The organism is Psychrobacter sp. HII-4, from assembly GCF_904846595.1.
Lineage (GTDB): Bacteria > Pseudomonadota > Gammaproteobacteria > Pseudomonadales > Moraxellaceae > Psychrobacter > Psychrobacter celer.
On record NZ_CAJHBJ010000002.1, the window covers coordinates 232,960 to 251,535 of the forward strand.

Genomic DNA, 18,576 nt, shown 5'->3' on the forward strand with positions numbered 1-18,576 from the left:
ATGCCCGCTTAGGTAGTGCCTGCTGATTATTGTCACGCTGCTCTTGCTCCTAGACTGCTGTGATAACGGCGGCCACAAAAGCAGAGCACTGACATAAAGGTGTTGATATAAAAGTGCTAAGATAAAACTGCTAAAAGAAAAGTGATAAAAGTAACAGACTAAAAAAAGTCCCATCATTCGTATTTCAACAAAACTAAAAGTAATAAAATATCATTAAAAACATGAATATTAGTTATATATTGTATATTTGTATGCATAGAAGATTTATACTCATACAAACGCCATAGCAGCTGACTTTTACTAAGGACGTTTGTAGGACTTTCATGGAATACATCGACTGGCTGCTCTTATCACCCTCCATGACCACTGACAGACGACCAACAGACCATTGGCTATCAAATAGAGACAGTGTCTACCTCTATCCCAAATAAGTAAAGATCGCTTACATAAACACTGGCTCAACGACTGCGCCACAAGCCTATGAGAGCGAACCAACCAAAGAGAGTGATTATGTTAACTTACAAAGCACCCTTACGTGATATCAAATTTTTGATCAACGATGTGTTTGATTATCAGACGCATTACCAAAGCTTAGACAACGGCGAAAACGCTGATCCCGAAACCGTTGATATGATCTTGCAAGGCATGGCGGATTTTGCCGAAAACGTCCTATCACCACTTTACCAGCCTGCTGACGAAGAAGGCTGTCATTTTGAAAATGGCGAAGTCACCACACCAAAGGGCTTTAAAGAAGCTTATGACCAATTTGTAGAAGGCGGCTGGCAAGGCATCTCATACCCTGAAGAGTACGGCGGTATGAACTTGCCGATGTCCATTAACCTCATCAAAGCTGAGATGATCGGCACGGCCAACTGGCCATGGGCGATGTATCCTGGTCTATCTACTGGCTGTATCAACACCTTATTACAGTACGGCTCTGATGAGCAAAAAGCCATCTATCTACCAAAGCTGGTTGAAGGCTCATGGTCAGGTACCATGTGTCTGACTGAGCCGCAGTGTGGTACCGATTTAGGGCAAGTAAAATCAAAAGCCATCCCGCAAGAAGACGGTACGTATAAAATCAGCGGCACCAAAATCTTTATCTCAAGCGGTGAGCACGACCTAACAGATAACATCATTCACATTACTTTAGCACGCCTACCCGATGCCCCAGAAGGCACGAGCGGTATCTCGCTCTTTATTGTACCAAAATTCACGCCCAATGCTGAAGGTGAGGCCGGTGAACGCAATGCAGTCGTCTGTGGTTCAATTGAGCACAAAATGGGTATCAGCTCGTCTTCGACCTGTGTATTGAACTTTGATGGTGCGACTGGTTATCTTATTGGTGAGCCACACAAAGGCCTAAAAGCCATGTTTACCTTTATGAATACTGCTCGTATCGGTACAGGTATCCAAGGTCTGGCACATACGGAGCTGTCTTTCCAAAACGCCTTGCCTTATGCCAAAGAACGCCGCTCTATGCGTACCTTATCAGGCACCAAAGACCCTAAAAAAGTGGCAGATGCCATCATTCATCATGCCGATGTTCGTCGTATGCTACTGACGCAAAAAGCCTTTGCTGAAGGTGGTCGTTCGATGATCTATCACTCAGCGCGCTATGCGGACAAAATGGCACAAGGCGTGGCCAATGGCGATGAAGCAGAGTTTGAGAAATGGGATGACAAGCTAGGTTTTTATACCCCCATCCTAAAAGGCTTCTTAACTGAGCTGGGTATCGAAGCGGCCAAACACGGTCAGCAAGTCTATGGCGGCCACGGCTATATCAAAGAATGGGGTATGGAGCTGATTGCTCGTGATGCTCGTATCGCGACCATGTACGAAGGAACCACGGGCGTACAGGCGTTAGATTTGCTCGGTCGTAAGGTCATCTTGCAATCTAAAGGCAAGATCATCCGTGACTATACCTCAAGCATCATGAAATGGTGCGGCGAGTATGCGCTGGATAAAGACATGCGTAAGTTCGTTTGGGCATTGACCAAGCTATGTGCTGAGTGGAACACCTTGACCGTTCGTCTGATGCTGATGGCACGTAAAGACCGCGAAATCATCTCTGCGGCCTCTGATGACTTTTTGATGTACTCAGGCTATGTGATGATGGGCTATCACTGGGCGCGTATGGCAGCCGTGGCGTATGACAAGCTCAAAAACGGCGGCACAGAAGCGCCAGAGTTTTACCAAGCCAAGATCCAAACCGCTGAGTTTTATTTTGATAAAATCTTACCACGCACCTCAGGTCATGCTGAAAGTATGGTTGCCCCAAGCGAGAGCATGACAGCGATGGATATCGACAGCTTTGCTTTCTTAGACTAAGATTGCCTCACAATTAAGCAATAATTCACAAAAAAAGCGCCTATGCATTAGGCGCTTTTTTATGGTTAACTAAAAGTCAGAGAATAAATTAGAACCATAGTTATCAAATAATAGACATCCAAAAACAGACAGCTGATAAACAATAACTTAATAAGGAGGCAGTGATGTTGTCGATTAATAATAAAACCACTTTATCACGCGCACGAGTGCTAAAAACGCTGTTGCTAAGTGCCACATTAATCAGCACTGGCACAAGTAACGCGCTGGCTAAAACTGGCGATACCACCATTCATTTTGCCAAAGGCGCTGTTAGTAGTGTTGTTACTGGTAAATTAAAACCTAATGAAGATGAGCGCTGGTATCGTTTTAATGCAAGCGCTGCGCAATACGCCATTATCAATATTGCGCCACTTGCTGGCACGCCTGAGACTGCCAATGTTGGTGTGCTGTACATGCCAAACGGCAAATATGACGGCACCAAAGGCGGGGTTATTTATCAAGGCTGCTTGCCTGCCACTGGCGAATATCGCTTGCGTATCGCACGCAATTTGATGGCAACTCACGGTAAAACCGCTGGTTATAAAGCCGAGGTGATGATATTGCCTAAATATGCCAGTAAGGCATTGTGCGAAAATAACTAGGTTATAAACGGGCGTCTTTAAAGGCTAGCTAAGCATTTTTTTATGATAAATCACGCTGATCTCTTCTACCTCAACACATATCTGGATGTCTGCACGCCCTGATTGCTGTTCACTTAATGTCTCTTCTATGGCATCTGTCAATAACTCAGCAAGCTGATGCCGTATGACTTCATTGCGGCCGCTCATAATTTTTAGATGCGCATAGACAAAGCCGTTACGTTGCTCATCATCCTCTACGCCGACCAAAAATGTCTCAATCGGTACGATGCGCGCTTTGATATCAGCAGGCTTACCAAAGTGCCCACTGTCCCATAGCGCTTGATTTAGTACTTTAAGAAATGACTCTTCATGAGCAATCATAACGTTTGGCGACACTTGAATGGTTAAATGCGGCATGGATAAAATCCTTATTAAAAATAGCAAATCTGCCAATAAGCAGCGCAAACACTATTAAGAGTAAATGACAAAAGCGCAGATAAGAGCAAATGACAAAGGCGCAGAATAAACGGCGTGTAGAATTTTTCTTAACCATTTTTAATCATCAATGATATCTGCAAAGCGCGCAGTAAGTGTGGTCGCCAATTGCTCAGGTGGCAATTCGATCTCTAAGCCACGGCGACCGCCACTCACATAAATACTTACTTGCTCTTGGGCTGCGGCATGGATGAGCGTCGGTAAGCGCTTTTTTTGTCCCAATGGGCTGACACCGCCGAGCACATAGCCCGTCGTCCGTTCGACTAGTTTGGGGTCGGCCATTTGTACTTTTTTACAAGGCAGCATTTTATTAGATGATAAAGCTTTGGCCATTTTTTTGAAGTTTAAGGTCTTATCAACGGGCAATATGGCCACGGCAAGCGCGCCTGCATCGCTCGATACCACTAAGGTCTTAAAGACTTGAGCGGCATCTACGCCCAGTTTTTCTGCCGCCTCAAGACCAAAAGAGGCCGCTTGTGCATCATGGGTGTATTCGTGTAATTGATAATCCAGACGGTGTTTTTTGGCAAGATTGATAGCAGGCGTCATAGGGGGTTCACTTATCTTTTTTAATAGATACATTCTAATAGATATCAGAACAGAGCGGTTTTCATCAGTCAGTGCGTCCATTATTGCGCTAAACGGGTCAACTTTCAAACGATTGTACCGCCAGCTGCGCGCGCCTAGCCTTGTTTTTAAATACTGTCTTTCATTAATGTCCTTAAGTGCTGTTCTCACTTACTGCCTGATGACTGATAGATAAGCGATGACCGCTGGCATATGAATATTAGTAGTATATACAGACAGCATATATCGCTTTGCTGGCTTTTATGGCATCATAAGCGCACTATATTTGATGATTTTTGATACTGATTATGATACCGAAGTTCCTAAAAAAACGGATTTTTAAAGCGCCCGTCACCACGGACAACGCCGCAACTGACGGCCAACCAGTCACGCCTAAGCCTTATGCAAATGCCCCGATCAATCAGCTCTATCGCAAGCTCTCGGGACAAATGCTGGACGTCGCGGTCAAACCCAAACTACTAGGAGAGCTGCCTGAGTTTGACAGCGATGATCAAACGCTCAGGTTTTATGTGCTGCAAGATTATTCGCGCTCCAATAGTATTTTGATTGACCTACAGACCCAAGAGCACAACCTGCCGCCTGCGTTGGTCGGCGTCCAAGATAGCGATCATAACATCAAAGAAAACGCCGCTATTATCTTTTTAAAGCACCCAAGTGCCAAAGACAGCCAACTCTCGCCGCGTCTATCGCGTTTGGTCTCTGCGGTGTTGCAGTATCCGGAGCTGAAGGTTCGGCTAGTGCCGGTGTCTATTTTGTGGGGACGCGCGCCAGAAAAAGAGGACTCGTTGTTTAAGCTGTTGACCGCCGATAACTGGGAAGACCCAAGCATCACCAAGCAATTATTTAATATCGGAGTGATGGGGCGCGATACCTTTGTGCAGTTTCATCCGCCGCAGGACTTGCGCGCGCTGATCCACGAGCAATTACATACCACGCCCGTAGAAGACGAGCATGCTCAACCTGTCAGCGATGAGATGCCCGCTTATACCCTGACCACTGGCGCGGATGGCAATCGCGAGCTGGTGCGGATGTTGCAGCAGCAGCTCACCACCTATCTGGACAAGCAGCGCGCCAGTATGCTGGGCCCTGATTTATCAGACCGCCGCAACCTTGTAGACAAGCTCGTGTACTCGCCTGCCATCAAGCACGCGATAGAAGCCGAGGCCAAGGCTACGGGTACCAGCATACGCGAAGCGCGCAGTGTCGCCAAAGGCTATGCCAATGAGATGGTCAACGACTACTCGCACTCGATCATTCGTGGTTTTTACAAGTTTTTGACGTGGCTATGGACACAGCTATATGATGGCGTCGAAGTCCATCATTTCGAGCGCGTACGCGAGCTGGCGGCAGACTACGAGCTGGTCTATGTGCCGTGTCATCGTAGCCATGTCGACTATTTGCTATTGTCTTATGTCATCTACAAGCGCGGTCTGAGCATCCCTTATGTCGCCGCTGGTGACAATTTAGACGTACCAGTATTAGGGCCGCTACTACGCGGCGCGGTAGCGTTTTATATTCGCCGTAGTTTCCGTGGTAACGCGCTTTATACCGCGGTGTTGCGTGAGTATATGCATACTCTCATCACCCGCAACACGCCGATTGAATACTTTATCGAAGGGGGCCGCTCTCGCTCAGGGCGACTGCTACCGCCGAAGATGGGCATGCTGGCGATGACGGTTCATAGCCAGCTGCGCCATACCAATAAGCCTGTGGTGTTTATTCCAACCTATATCGGTTATGAGCGCATCATGGAGGGCGGCACCTACGTCGGCGAGCTAAAGGGCAAGCCAAAAGAGTCCGAATCCCTTATCGGCTTACTCAAAGTCGGGCGCAAGATCGAGCGTATCTTTGGTAATGTCCATTTGAGCTTTGGTACGCCGTTGCACTTAAGCGATTTTATGACCAAGTTTGATGTACCAGCAGACAGCCTGCCTGCCGATCGCACCGATACCCCACTTGACGAAAAAACCAGCGCCATGGTGGACAATATCGGCGTCAAAATCATGCAGCATATCAACAAAGCCGCTGTCATCACGCCAGTATCGTTATTGTCACTGGTATTGCTATCAGCCCCAAAAGCGGCGCTTGATGAAGACATTTGCCGCGAGCAAATCGCCTTGTATCAGGGGCTCGCCCAGCAGCTGCCTTATGCTGATGATACTTTTATCACCGATATGAGCCCGCAGCAAATCATTGATTATGGTATCAAGCTCAAGCTCATCGAGCGCACGCCGCATATCTTAGGCGACATCATTCAGATTGCTGGCAAGCAGGCAGCGTTGCTCAGCTACTTCCGTAACAATATATTGCACGTCTTTATTTTGCTGTCGTTCTTATCGGCCTTGGTCGCTCGTAATGGCCGTATCGAGCGCAGCCGTTTGGACAATATTGCCACGCAGATGTATCCATTTTTACAAAGCGAGCTGTTTTTGTACTATCCGGCGCACAGCCTAAACGATACCCTCAACAAAAAAGTCGATAGCCTGCTCGCTCATGGTCTTATCGTCGAGCTTGGCGATGGTATCTTGAGCGTCCCTGAGTCCAATAGTAAAGGCTATCAGCAGCTACAAGTACTGGCCACGCCTGTCGGGCAGAGTCTCGAGCGATACTTTATGACCCTTGCCCTACTCGCGCAGCAAGGCTCGGGCAATCTGACTGAAAAAGAGGTCGTGGATTTGTGTCACTTGCTCGGTCAGCGCTTGTCGGTGCTATATGCCGACGACATTCCGGATTTCTTTGATCGGGCGTTGTTTACCAGCTTTATCAGTGCCTTGACGCGCCTTGACTACTTACAAAAAGATGAAGAAACTGGGGTGCTGACCTTTGATCATCGTATCAATGACATCGCTCACCATGCCAAGTACGTCCTGACGCCTGATATGATGCAAATCTTACAGCAAGTCGCAAGCTTAGACGAAGAAGAGATTACCCACGCGATTACTGAGATTAGCAATAAAAAGCAGCGTAAATTTGGTCGTAAGCGTTAATTGATACCGTTATATTAAGCTGCTCAAGATATTGAGCAGCTTAAAAAAAGACCTCTAACTGATTAGAGGTCTTTTTTATTGAGCACTATATTTTATTGAGTACCATACGCACCGCTCTTAGGTAGAAATCTTTTTATACTTCATACGCTTCGGAGTAGCATCATCACCCATGGTCTTTTTGCGATAGGCTTCAAACTCAGAGTAGTTACCATCGAACCATACAGGGCCTTCTTCTTCGAACGCCAAGATGTGGGTGGCGATACGGTCAAGGAACCAGCGATCATGCGAGACGACCATGACGGTACCAGGGAATACTTGAATCGCATCCTCTAGCGCACGTAAGGTTTCAACGTCCAAGTCGTTCGAGGGTTCATCGAGTAGCAGTACGTTTGCGCCTTGCTTTAGTGTCTTAGCCAATTGCAAGCGGTTACGCTCACCACCTGATAATTGACCGACATGTTTCTGCTGGTCTGAGCCTTTGAAATTAAAGCGGCCAATATAGGCACGGCTTGGCGTGGTGTAGTCACCGACAGTAATCATGTCAAGGCCGTCTGATACTTCTTCCCAGACGGTCTTTTTGTCGTCTAGGTTGTCACGCACCTGACCAACATAGGCAACCTTGACACTTTCGCCCAGCTCGACTGAGCCAGTATCTGGGGTATCACGCTCAGTAATCATGTTAAATAGCGTGGTTTTACCCGCACCATTTGGACCGATGATACCAACGATAGCACCCGCTGGGACATTGAAGCTAAGGTCTTTGTATAGCAGACGATCACCAAAAGACTTGGAGATGTTATTGACCTCGATAACTTTATTACCTAGACGCGGACCGGGCGGAATATAAATCTCTGAGGTCTCATTTCGCTGCTGGAATTCTTTTGAGTTCAGCTCTTCAAAACGCTGTACACGAGATTTAGATTTGGCTTGTTGGCCTTTTTGATTTTTACGAATCCACTCAAGCTCTTTTTTCAGCGCTTTGGCAAACGACTCTTCTTGCTTCTGTTGTTCCTCTAAGCGCTTGTTTTTTTGCTCTAACCACTCAGTATAGTTACCTTCATACGGGTAGCCATAGCCTCGGTCAAGCTCCAAAATCCACTGAGCCACATTATCCAAGAAATAACGATCATGGGTAATGGCAACGATAGTGCCGCTATAGTTTTGCAAGAATTGCTCAAGCCACGCGACCGATTCGGCGTCCAAATGGTTGGTCGGTTCGTCAAGTAGTAGCATATCAGGACGTGACAATAGCAGACGGCATAGCGCCACACGGCGTTTTTCACCACCAGATAATTTGCTAACATCTGCATCCCATGGCGGCAGACGTAGCGCATCAGCGGCTTTTTCGAGCTGGGTATTTAGGTTATGAGCGTCCCACGCTTGGATGATGTCTTCCATCTTGCCTTGCTCTTCAGCCAGCTTATCAAAGTCGGCATCGGGCTCTGCGTATTCGGCATAAATCGCATCCAAACGCGCGAGCGCATCTAACGCCTCACGCATACCGTCTTCGACGTTACCACGGACGTCTTTGCTGTCATCAAGCTGTGGCTCCTGCGGTAGGTAACCGACTTTGGTACCTGTTTGCGCGCGCGCCTCACCACTAAACTCAGTATCGACACCTGCCATGATACGTAGCAAGGTAGACTTACCCGCACCATTGATACCTAGCACACCAATTTTGGCACCAGGGAAAAACGATAGGTTGATGTTTTTTAGAATCTCACGCTTAGGCGGAACAAGTTTTGACACGTTGTTCATCGTGTAAATATATTGAGCCATTAACACTCCGATAGACTGCATAGACAAGGCGTGACAGTCGCACTTTGCACGGATGCTCAGTGGGCTGCGCCTCAAAAATCAGGGTTGTAAATTGTCTGCCATTATCGCATTGTGGCGCATACCCTGCAAGCGAGTAGACAGCTTTCGTGCCTTTTCTGCTAAAGTATTGGATTAATTGGTGAAATATGCCAACCTTACCGAGTTTTTTGCCGACCTCAACGAGCCTTGACGATTTTGATAAGGGTAGGCTATCGTAACATTTACCCTATCCACGATTACCCGAAAGGGCTATAAATCTACTCGCAGGCAGCGCATAATAAGGCATAACGTATTTGGGCAGATGATAAATAGGCAATGCCGCCATCTATCATCGATCTAGGGCTTTTTTATAAGAAGCATCGATCTAGAGCTTTCGTATAAGAGCCACTGTCTAAATACCCTCAACCGAAAGCAATCTAATAAAACCAACAATGGAGTATATGATGAGTACACAGGAATTTACTGCAGACAACGCCCCAACCATCAGCCACAACGAGTCCGCAAACCGCTTTGAGACCACCATCGACGGTCATACAGGCTACATCAGCTATCAGGAGCGCGACGACAAGCTGGTGTATGACCATACCATCGTGCCAAAAGAGCTAGGCGGCCGTGGTCTTGGTACAGCGCTGGTCAAGCATGCTCTCGACTATGCGCGCGCTCATGATAAAAAGGTGGTGCCGCAATGCTCATTTGTCGCCTCATACATCAATAGACGTCCTGAGTATCAAGACTTAGTATAAAAAATTTGGTATAAAATACTTGATATAACAGACTGTTCGCCAGTCAGCTGACGTCATCGTTATTTTTAATAAACCAAACCACATAACAATAAAGGTTATTAATATGAGTAGTTTATCTGACAAACAAATCAACCTACAGTTAGAAGATCTGGCAGGATGGCAACGTGACGGCAATAGTATCGTCAAGACCTATCACTTTAGCGACTTTATCGAAGCCATGAGCTTTATGAATCAAGCCGCTTTTCATGCAGAGGCGCTCGAGCATCATCCTGAATGGCGTAATATCTACAATGTGGTAGAAGTGCGCTTGACCAACCACGATACAGGTGGCATCTCAAGCCTGGATATCCGTTTGGCCAAACGCATGGAGCACATCATTCAGCCCAAACGCTTATAAGCGCTATCTGATAGACAAACATAGCAGCCAAAAAAAGTCCTCGATTCAAATCGAGGACTTTTTTTACCAAATATACTCAAGCATCTTGCCTGTATATTTAAACTTGCCTGCATATTTAAAATAGTTAAACATCTTAGCTGCTTAACTGCCGACTACATACGGCGGCTTACAAATGCGACGATAAATAAAATCACCGCCAATGCCAATAAAATATACGCAAAGTTTGCTGATAAGCCTGCGACACCGCCGAAGCCCAAGAAACTTGCTAACAATGCGATAACGGCAAAAATAATAGCCCAGCGAAACATAATCTTCTCCTTGAATGATAATCAAAAGCAGATCGCAGATCTGTCTGCTATCCTTTCTTTTCTTTTCATACTCATTAATTGTTGTTTTTTTATACCTATTACAACGGCTTACGACCATAGATTAGCAACATTTGTCGCCAGACAACGTTCATTTTGGTAATAATATCGGTGGATTATGTAACCTTTGTAGCAAATCTTAATACTCGCCAAATCTTGTTTTTGTTCATGAAGATTGTGTGTAGCAACAGTTGATGTTTTATAAGTCACGCTTTTTTTGTCCATTAAATCTGTTATAACCCCTCATAGTGACCCACTAAAAAGTAGCTAGGCGCAGTATGGAGGACACGCCCTAGTCATCAACCTTGCTATCACATTTTTATAGGAAGCTGACTGTCGCAACCCAACCATAAAATGACTGTCAGTACTGCACTTGACCAGATGATTATTGAGCAAAAGTTGCTATGATGATGGTAGCTACGATAATGAACGAGCCGCTACAAACAACCATTCATATAAGGAAGAGAGTTATGGATACCAATACGGATACGACCAATCACACCGCTGCAAACAACACTGAAAAACGAGCCTATGCGGTCGTGCTCTATGGGGCGACCAGTTTTGTCGGGCAGATTACCGCTCATTATTTGACCCATTTTTTGTCAAATGCCAAAAACAAAGACGGCTCTAATGTCGCATGGGCCATAGCCGGCCGTGATGAAGCAAAGCTAAACGACTTGCAGTCCAAACTTGCCAGCAAAGTCGACACCATCATTGCCAATAGTAACGACGCCACCAGCCTCGATGCGATGACCAAACAAACCCAAGTCATCATCTCAACCGTCGGCCCCTACCTCAAGTACGGCGAACCATTGATCAAGTCTTGTGCAGAAAATGGCACCGACTACGTCGATCTGACCGGTGAAGCCATCTTTATCAAAGACATGATGGATAAATATCAGGAGACGGCAAAACAAAGTGGCGCTCGTATTGTCAACTCCTGCGGGTTTGATTCCATTCCTTCAGATTTGGGGGTTTATTTTACCCAAAAGCAAGCCGAAGAGAGATTTGGTGAGACATGTGATGTCATTCATATGCGTGTCAAGGCGGCAAAAGGTGGACTGTCTGGCGGTACTATTGCCTCAATGGCAACGATATTTGAAGAAGTCGGAGAAGACAAATCGCGCCGCAAGCAAGTGGCCAACCCTTATTTGCTAAACGATGATAAAGACGCGCCAAACGTACGCCAAGACAACATCAGCAAACCAAAATACGACAGCGAGCACAAACGCTGGCTTGCGCCCTTTGTCATGGCCAGTATCAACACCCGTATCGTCCATCGTACCAACCAACTGCTCGGCTATGAGTACGGGCGTCAGTTTAAATACGATGAAGCGATGTGGATGAAGGGTGGCGTCAAAGGTCAACTATCGAGCTATGCGATGAGCGCAGGCTTATTTGGATTTGCCACAGCGATGATGATCAAACCCAGCCGTGAGCTACTATCTAAGCATGTGCTGCCCAAGTCAGGCTCTGGCCCTTCTAAAGAAGAGCAAGAAAACGGCTACTTCGATATTCGTCTGTTTGGTCAAACCACTGGCAACCAGACCATCAATACCAAAGTCACCGGCGATAAAGACCCAGGTTATGGCAGCACTTCGCGTATGTTGGCACAGGCCGCTCTTTGCTTGGCACAAGATATCAGCAAAGACGATGTGGCCGGTGGATTTTGGACGCCAGCGGCCGCGATGGGCGATACCTTACTGTCGCGCTTAGAGGAGCATGCCGGCCTTCGTTTTGAGGTAGTCGATGCCTAACATTATTATCATGGGTAGATGAGGGGCTGCATCACATTCATCCCAGCCGTACTGTACTTATTTTATAGCAGATCGACTATAGTCTCTGACCGTGTCTTATTTATAAGGTGCGGTTTTTTTATGGCAAAAATTTTAGAAAATGTAGTGAAACATCAAATGACAAATCTGAGCGGCTGTTAATAAATACAACTCGTCAGTGAAGCCCCTGCCCTAGAGGCACAAATTGCGGTCACTGAAGCGCGCAGCGTAGAGCCTGTCGTCGTCGAAACAACGCGCGTGATACGTCCAGCCAAGTACAGCGTCAAAGAAGTCATTATCGCTCCAGACGATCAAATCAAACGCGTCAACACCACTCAAGGCACGGCAATCGCCATCGAAGATAGTGCCAATCGCGCTGTGATTGTGGGCGCAGAGGCCGATACCGACGTCCTTGATAACACAGAAATCAACCAAACCTTCCCTGTGGTTCGCGTTCCTGATGCTGACGAGATGCCTCAGATAACGAAAGAGGTAAATGAATAAAGGATTGGCATATAACCTGTTTTAAATACGCGCTCAAAGCGCCAAAAAACGAAGACAACCAAAGACAAGCTTGGATAGATATTGTCGCAAATGTATTACCAACGTTTCATAATGTCACAAGAAAACACCAAGCTGTTAGAACCTTAATGACTTTACTACTGAAATACTGGCCCTAGAGCTGGTATTTTGCGTTTGGGAATAATAACAAGATCGTATCAGCACATAAGGTAGTGACTCAAAGTTCACCATCTTATGCGCGGATTTGTGGTTTTGTACATAATCATCTTATTATATTTTGGAGTTTTATTATGAAAAACACGGCTTTATCACTACTTATGGGTGCGACGCTTATCTTACCAACCATGGCGATGGCAGCCCCAGTCAACACAGCAGAGGTGACCCCAGCGGATAAACTGGCCGAACCCGTAGACAATACCTTACAAGCTGAAGTCGAAGGCCCAGATGGTGAGTTACTGGCCACTCAACCTGGCGCTGTAGAAAGTGAAGAGGCAGTTGCTATCACAGATGCAGCAGCCATGGAGGTGGCGACTAATGAAGCTACTGAGGAAGAAAATGATGCAATGGCAGCGGCTGGCATGCAACCTGCGCAAACCGAGCAGCCTGCACCAGCACTCAACATGCAGCACAGTGATGCAAACTATCAGCCACTATTGGCAGGTGAAGGCGCAACCGACGACGAAGCTGCCAACACAGAAATCACATTACAAGAAAAGAAAAAAGACAAGCGTGGTGAGCTACTCGCAACGCAGCCTGCGGATGTCGAGTTTAAAGAAAATCGCCGTATCGCTATCGCACGCTAAGATATGGGCGCAATAATAGCGTCTCGATAATAGCAGCGCCTCAATTATAGCGTCGTTAACAAACAGCATAAACACAGATAGTATTTTGCCTAGTAAGGCACAATTGATACAAGCGTATGATACAAAAAAGGCAGCCCAATGGCTGCCTTTTTTCTATTTTTTATAATACTGATTATTTTTTGCTTTTGGTCACGCCGGCTTCTTGTAGCAGTGCGCCCAAAGTCCCCATTTTGGCTGGTGCGTCGGCTTTTTGAGCCTTGCTGCGGTTAGAGGCACTGTCATTAGCTTGACGATGGTCACGCGGTTTTGTTGCACGCTTATCCGCTGGGCGCTTGTTGTTTGGACGATTGCTGCGCGGCCGGCTCGCTTTTTCATCACCACCAGTATTGCGGGTCGCAGGCTTGGCGGCTGGCCGCGCTGATTTTTCTGCTTCAGGCTTCATGCTAAAGCCAATACGGCCACGTTTTTCATCAATGGAGATGACACGTACCGAGACGATATCGCCTGGTTTGACACGGTTCATCGGATCAGCGACAAAATCATTGGCCATCTGTGAGATATGTACCAGCCCGTCTTGATGCACACCGACATCCACAAAACACCCAAAGGCAGTGACGTTGGTCACCACGCCTTCTAGCTGCATGCCTTCGCTTAAGTCTTTAATGCTATTGACGTCTTCGCGGAAGTTAGCGGTCTTAAACTCAGGGCGTGGATCGCGCGCAGGTTTTGCCAGCTCTTCAATGATGGCTTTTACACTGACATTGTCGTCATTGGCCGCCAGTGCTGTGGTATCAATGCTATTTAATACGCTGTCATTACCCAGCACCTCTGGCAATGCTTTACCGGTTTGCGCCAGCAAGCTATCAACCAGCGCGTAGCTCTCTGGATGAACGCCTGTCGCATCCAGCGGGTTGCTGCCACCGTGGATACGCAAAAACCCTGCCGCTTGCTCAAAGGTCTTGACTCCGAGGCGTGGCACGTTTTTGAGGGCTTCACGGCTATCAAAAGCGCCGTGCTCTTTGCGGTAAGTCACGATTTGCTGAGCGACGTTTTTGTTTAAACCAGCGATATGCGCCAAAATAGCTGGGCTTGCAGTATTCACATCAACACCAACCGCGTTCACACTATCTTGCGTGACTTTATCAAGGCTGTCGGCCAACTGGTTTTGGTTGACATCGTGCTGATATTGACCCACGCCAATGGCTTTTGGATCGACTTTGACCAGCTCAGATAGCGGATCTTGCAAGCGACGGGCGATAGAAACCGCACCGCGTACCGAGACATCTAAATTAGCAAGCTCATCACTGGCAAGCTCGCTGGCAGAATAAACAGACGCGCCTGATTCATTGACGATCACGGCTTTGGCTTTTAATTCAGCGTTGGCGGCCAAAATCTCTTTGATCATCGCATCGGTTTCGCGGCTGGCCGTACCGTTACCGATAGCCACCAAATCAACCTTATAAGTGCTTAATAACTCATCGATGATTTTTTTGGCTTCATCCATCTTATTATCAGGAGCAAACGGATAGACAGTCGCCACCACAGGCTTGTCTTCATTATCTAACATGACATGACCTTGGGCATCGACAACTGCCATCTTCACGCCGTGACGAATACCTGGATCGACGCCCAAAATCACCTTGCGACCAGCAGGTGCAGCCATGAGTAGATGCTGTAAGTTACTGGCAAACACCTCAATTGCATCGGCCTCAGCGGTCAGACGTTTTTCGGTCAATAAACGATGCTCGATATGCGGGCGCCATTTATCCTTCCAGAGACTGGTCGCCGCTTCCTGCAAAAACTCACGACGGGCAGCAGGCGCTTTGGCATCGATATCAAAATGACTGATGATTTTTTCGATAAAGGGAGCGTCTTCGCCATCAATCTTTAGGCCCAAGACGTTTTCTTGGCGGCCACGCAGCATCGCAAGCAGGCGATGATTGGGCAGGCGCGCTAGGCTCTCACTGTGCTCAAAGTAGTCTTTGAATTTTTCGCCCACTTCGCGTTTTTCGTCACTGGCGACAGTCGATACGATGCTCGCTGTCTTTGCAAAACCATTACGCAAGTTATCAAGTAAATCCAGCGCTTGCGTCCATTCATCAACGATGATGGCTTGTACGCCCGCCAGTTGTTTGTCTAGATCACCAAAGTCGACCTCTATCTCATTGCCCTTGTCATCAGAGATACTGGCTGGTGCCTCATAATCTGCCAATGCATCAGTTGGGGTAACCTCTTGGGTCAACAGCGCTTGTGCCGGTACATCCAAACCGGCGGCGCGGGCTTTGGCCGCAGGAGAGCGGCGGCGCGGACGGTATGGCAGATAGATGTCTTCTAGCTCAAGTTTCGATGTCGCATTGTCAATGCGCGCCTGCAGCTCATCTGTCAAGTTGCCTTGCGTGCTGAGCAGCTCAGTGATTTTGAGGCGGCGGCTGGCCATGTCACGCTCATAGTTGAGCGATTTTTCTAGCGCTCGCAGTTGTGCATCGTCAAGATTTTGCGTCTTTTCTTTACGGTAACGGGCGATAAAAGGAACTGTCGCGCCTTCATCATAAAGTTTGACAAACGCATTGACTTGAGCAGTCTTAATGCCAAGCGCGCGAGCAAGCTTGTCGTGAATATTCGCGTGTGTGGTTGCATCCAAAACCTGTGTATTTGTCTGGGTTTGAGATGGCGTTAAGGTATCAGTGCTACTCATATACGTATCAATCGTTGAGAAATGTAGTTTTGCATTATAGCAAAAGCTGCATGAATAAAAATCCTTTTTATCTTTTTGCGCTTTTGCCTAGATTTTATGGCCGATATCGCCTTTTATCCTTTCTGTTTCGGCGTTGTTAAACAAACGCATACAGCATTTATCCTGATGGATGATGCAATTGCTGGTGCAATCTTATACACTAAAGTATCAGCGGCGCAGTTTGGTGGTGTCTTGCAGCGTGAACCTCTAAGTCTGATTATTTTGTATCGCTTAACGCCGCTACATAACTTTGTGTGCTTCTATATTTAGAAAGCTATAGCCGAACCCAAATAAATCAGATACCTGGCTATCAAGTCGCTCAATGAAATGGTGTTTTTATATTGGATTGACTATAAGGCATATTAAGAGGGAACTTTGTTGTTAGATAGTTTTTTAGACAGTTTTTAATCGCAGAGCAAATAATGATAAGGGTGTTGCTCAGCGCAATTTATGCGTGACACCGATAATGAATATTCATAATAATTTTTATAAGAGGATGCCTGTATGACAGATAATAATAGCCCAGATACTTTGACTCAGCGTATTTTGGTCGTCGATGACGATGCCCGCTTGCGTTCTTTGTTGCAGCGCTTTTTAGAGGACGATGGTTTTGTCGTGCGCACCGCCCATGATGCCAGTCAGATGGATAAGCTGATGCAGCGCGAGTTGTTTTCGTTGGTGGTGCTTGATTTGATGCTTCCTGGTGAGGACGGCATTAGTATCTGTAAGCGCTTGCGTGAAGACAATGCCGACATCCCTATCATCATGCTCACCGCCAAAGGTGGTGACGCTGATCGTATCGCTGGCCTCGAAGCAGGCGCTGATGACTACTTACCAAAACCCTTTAACCCAAAAGAGCTGCTGGCACGTATCAAAGCGGTACTGCGTCGTCAAAACCGTGAGCTACCGGGTGCGCCAAGCCATCAGCTAGAAGTGGTAGAGTTTGGACCATGGACACTTGATTTATCAACGCGTACGCTCAAACGCGACGGTAATGTCGTGACTTTGACGACAGGCGAGTTTTCCGTCCTAAAAGCTTTGGTGCAACACCCGCGCGAGCCATTGACTCGTGACAAGCTTATGAATTTGGCGCGGGGCCGTGAATGGGGGGCGATGGAGCGCTCTATTGATGTACAGGTCTCACGCCTGCGCCGCTTGATTGAGGACAATCCGTCACAAGCGCGCTATATCCAGACGGTATGGGGCGTGGGTTATGTGTTTGTACCAGATGAGACAGAAGCCGAAACCGCCAAGAGTGAATAGCTTTTGACTGATTTAATTTATTTTAATATAGGCCGTGTTTGGTTACTCACAAACACGTGCCAATATGATGAGCATACCTGTGAAAAACCCAATTATTTTTCAAAACATACCTTGCACCTTAGTGACAGGGTTGCAAACAGTTAAATAAAACATATACAAACCTACCTATTTATTACTATTATAGATAGATTATATCTATAATATAGAGAGCAAGTTATGGGGAAACTGGTTAGTATTGGGGAGGCTGCCAAACATTTCGGGGTTGCTCAATCCACATTAAGACGTTGGGATGAGGATGGTACGTTAGTCGCCAAGCGAACCGAAAACGGGCATAGGCGATATGATTTAAGTGAAATCAGACCGCATTCCTTGAATACACCACCTAAATTAGACCGAAAAACCATTGCTTATGCTCGTGTGTCGAGTCGTGATCAAAAAGACGACTTACTTCTCCAGTCTCAAGTTTTGGAACTTTATTGTGCCAGGCAAGGCTGGACTTTTGAGACGATTACCGATCTTGGTAGTGGAATGGATTATAAAAAGAAAGGCTTAAAAAACCTGCTTGATGACATACTGAGCAATAAAGTTGAACGGCTGGTAATTACCCATAAAGACAGGCTTTTACGATTTGGTGCAGAACTGGTTTTCATGTTGTGTGAGGCTCGTGACGTTGAAGTGGTAATAATCAATCAAGGTGAAGAGTTGAGTTTTGAGCAAGAATTAGCCCAAGATGTATTGGAGATTATCACCGTATTTTCAGCGAGGCTATACGGCTCTCGCAGCAAGAAAAACCAACAATTAATAGAGGCGGTTAAAAAAGCATTATGATCCGTGGACACATTATCGAACTCAAGCCAAACAACGTACAGGCAAATCACCTTGCTCGTGCTTGTGGCGTGGCGAGAAAAGCCTACAACTGGGCTTTGCATGAGTGGCAGCGGCAGTATGCGCTTGACAAAGCGTACCGAGATGCGTGTTTGGCCGCAGGCGTTGAGGTTGATACTAAAAATCTAAACAAGCCCTCACAGGCGAAGCTCAGACGCGAATTGAACGCCATTAAGCGTGAATTATTCCCCTATATGCTGGAAGTGACCAAATGCGCTCCGCAGGCGGCAATCATGCAGTTGGGTGACCA

Annotated in this window: 17 protein-coding genes; 12 read left to right on the forward strand and 5 right to left on the reverse strand. The window is 46.8% G+C overall.

Annotated features, from left to right (window positions below):
* Positions 1-510: 510 nt before the first annotated feature.
* Together JMX98_RS02765 and JMX98_RS02770 are read left to right on the forward strand one after the other, a co-directional pair.
* A complete protein-coding gene (locus JMX98_RS02765; RefSeq protein ID WP_201584509.1) occupies positions 511-2,331 on the forward strand; it encodes an acyl-CoA dehydrogenase C-terminal domain-containing protein in 1,821 nt (606 codons plus the stop codon).
* A gap of 164 nt (positions 2,332-2,495) precedes the next feature.
* Positions 2,496-2,972 (forward strand): hypothetical protein, encoded by a 477-nt coding sequence (locus JMX98_RS02770; protein WP_201584512.1) that lies wholly within the window; start codon positions 2,496-2,498, stop codon positions 2,970-2,972.
* Positions 2,973-2,996: 24 nt separating this feature from the next.
* Here JMX98_RS02770 and JMX98_RS02775 read toward each other — a convergent pair whose 3' ends face one another.
* Positions 2,997-3,368, reverse strand: coding sequence for a 5-carboxymethyl-2-hydroxymuconate Delta-isomerase (locus JMX98_RS02775; RefSeq protein ID WP_105244604.1), 372 nt, complete (start codon positions 3,366-3,368; stop codon positions 2,997-2,999).
* A 138-nt stretch (positions 3,369-3,506) separates the two neighbouring features.
* Positions 3,507-3,995: a Cys-tRNA(Pro) deacylase gene (ybaK, locus tag JMX98_RS02780; protein ID WP_105244603.1), complete on the reverse strand. Its 489-nt coding sequence runs from the start codon at positions 3,993-3,995 to the stop codon at positions 3,507-3,509.
* 326 nt (positions 3,996-4,321) lie between these two features.
* Here ybaK and plsB point away from each other — a divergent pair, with 326 nt between their 5' ends.
* Entirely contained in the window at positions 4,322-7,021 is a 2,700-nt protein-coding gene (plsB, locus tag JMX98_RS02785) for a glycerol-3-phosphate 1-O-acyltransferase PlsB (protein ID WP_201584514.1), read from the forward strand.
* Between the two features lie 117 nt (positions 7,022-7,138).
* Here plsB and ettA read toward each other — a convergent pair whose 3' ends face one another.
* The gene (ettA, locus tag JMX98_RS02790; protein ID WP_201584516.1) at positions 7,139-8,800 is read right to left on the reverse strand and encodes an energy-dependent translational throttle protein EttA; all 1,662 of its coding nucleotides are present in this window, start codon (positions 8,798-8,800) and stop codon (positions 7,139-7,141) included.
* A 482-nt stretch (positions 8,801-9,282) separates the two neighbouring features.
* Here ettA and JMX98_RS02795 point away from each other — a divergent pair, with 482 nt between their 5' ends.
* Together JMX98_RS02795 and JMX98_RS02800 are read left to right on the forward strand one after the other, a co-directional pair.
* Complete coding sequence (locus JMX98_RS02795) at positions 9,283-9,582, forward strand: GNAT family N-acetyltransferase (RefSeq protein ID WP_201584554.1); 300 nt, start codon at positions 9,283-9,285, stop codon at positions 9,580-9,582.
* 103 nt (positions 9,583-9,685) lie between these two features.
* Entirely contained in the window at positions 9,686-9,979 is a 294-nt protein-coding gene (locus JMX98_RS02800; RefSeq protein ID WP_192995764.1) for a 4a-hydroxytetrahydrobiopterin dehydratase, read from the forward strand.
* A gap of 152 nt (positions 9,980-10,131) precedes the next feature.
* On the opposite strand, the gene JMX98_RS02805 is transcribed toward JMX98_RS02800, so the two are convergent.
* Positions 10,132-10,287: a DUF1328 domain-containing protein gene (locus tag JMX98_RS02805; RefSeq protein WP_011512513.1), complete on the reverse strand. Its 156-nt coding sequence runs from the start codon at positions 10,285-10,287 to the stop codon at positions 10,132-10,134.
* Between the two features lie 527 nt (positions 10,288-10,814).
* Here JMX98_RS02805 and JMX98_RS02810 point away from each other — a divergent pair.
* The 3 genes from JMX98_RS02810 (at position 10,815) to JMX98_RS02820 (ending at position 13,444) form a co-directional block, all read left to right on the forward strand.
* Positions 10,815-12,101, forward strand: coding sequence for a saccharopine dehydrogenase family protein (locus JMX98_RS02810; protein ID WP_201584518.1), 1,287 nt, complete (start codon positions 10,815-10,817; stop codon positions 12,099-12,101).
* Between the two features lie 276 nt (positions 12,102-12,377).
* Positions 12,378-12,623: a hypothetical protein gene (locus JMX98_RS02815; RefSeq protein ID WP_192995761.1), complete on the forward strand. Its 246-nt coding sequence runs from the start codon at positions 12,378-12,380 to the stop codon at positions 12,621-12,623.
* Between the two features lie 308 nt (positions 12,624-12,931).
* Positions 12,932-13,444, forward strand: a complete 513-nt coding sequence (locus JMX98_RS02820) for a hypothetical protein (RefSeq protein ID WP_201584520.1) — start codon at positions 12,932-12,934, stop codon at positions 13,442-13,444.
* A gap of 172 nt (positions 13,445-13,616) precedes the next feature.
* Here JMX98_RS02820 and JMX98_RS02825 read toward each other — a convergent pair whose 3' ends face one another.
* Positions 13,617-16,139: a Tex family protein gene (locus tag JMX98_RS02825; protein WP_201584522.1), complete on the reverse strand. Its 2,523-nt coding sequence runs from the start codon at positions 16,137-16,139 to the stop codon at positions 13,617-13,619.
* Positions 16,140-16,235: 96 nt separating this feature from the next.
* On the opposite strand from JMX98_RS02825, the gene JMX98_RS02830 reads away from it, so the two are divergent.
* From JMX98_RS02830 to JMX98_RS02845, 4 genes are all read left to right on the forward strand, one after another.
* Complete coding sequence (locus JMX98_RS02830; protein ID WP_201584524.1) at positions 16,236-16,448, forward strand: hypothetical protein; 213 nt, start codon at positions 16,236-16,238, stop codon at positions 16,446-16,448.
* 234 nt (positions 16,449-16,682) lie between these two features.
* Positions 16,683-17,441 (forward strand): two-component system response regulator OmpR, encoded by a 759-nt coding sequence (gene ompR, locus JMX98_RS02835; protein WP_201584527.1) that lies wholly within the window; start codon positions 16,683-16,685, stop codon positions 17,439-17,441.
* A 216-nt stretch (positions 17,442-17,657) separates the two neighbouring features.
* Positions 17,658-18,269 (forward strand): IS607 family transposase, encoded by a 612-nt coding sequence (locus JMX98_RS02840; protein ID WP_105246141.1) that lies wholly within the window; start codon positions 17,658-17,660, stop codon positions 18,267-18,269.
* Positions 18,266-18,576, forward strand: a 311-nt coding sequence (locus JMX98_RS02845; protein WP_201584529.1) for a helix-turn-helix domain-containing protein, incomplete at its 3' end; no start/stop codon positions are given. The genes JMX98_RS02840 and JMX98_RS02845, both read left to right, overlap by 4 nt.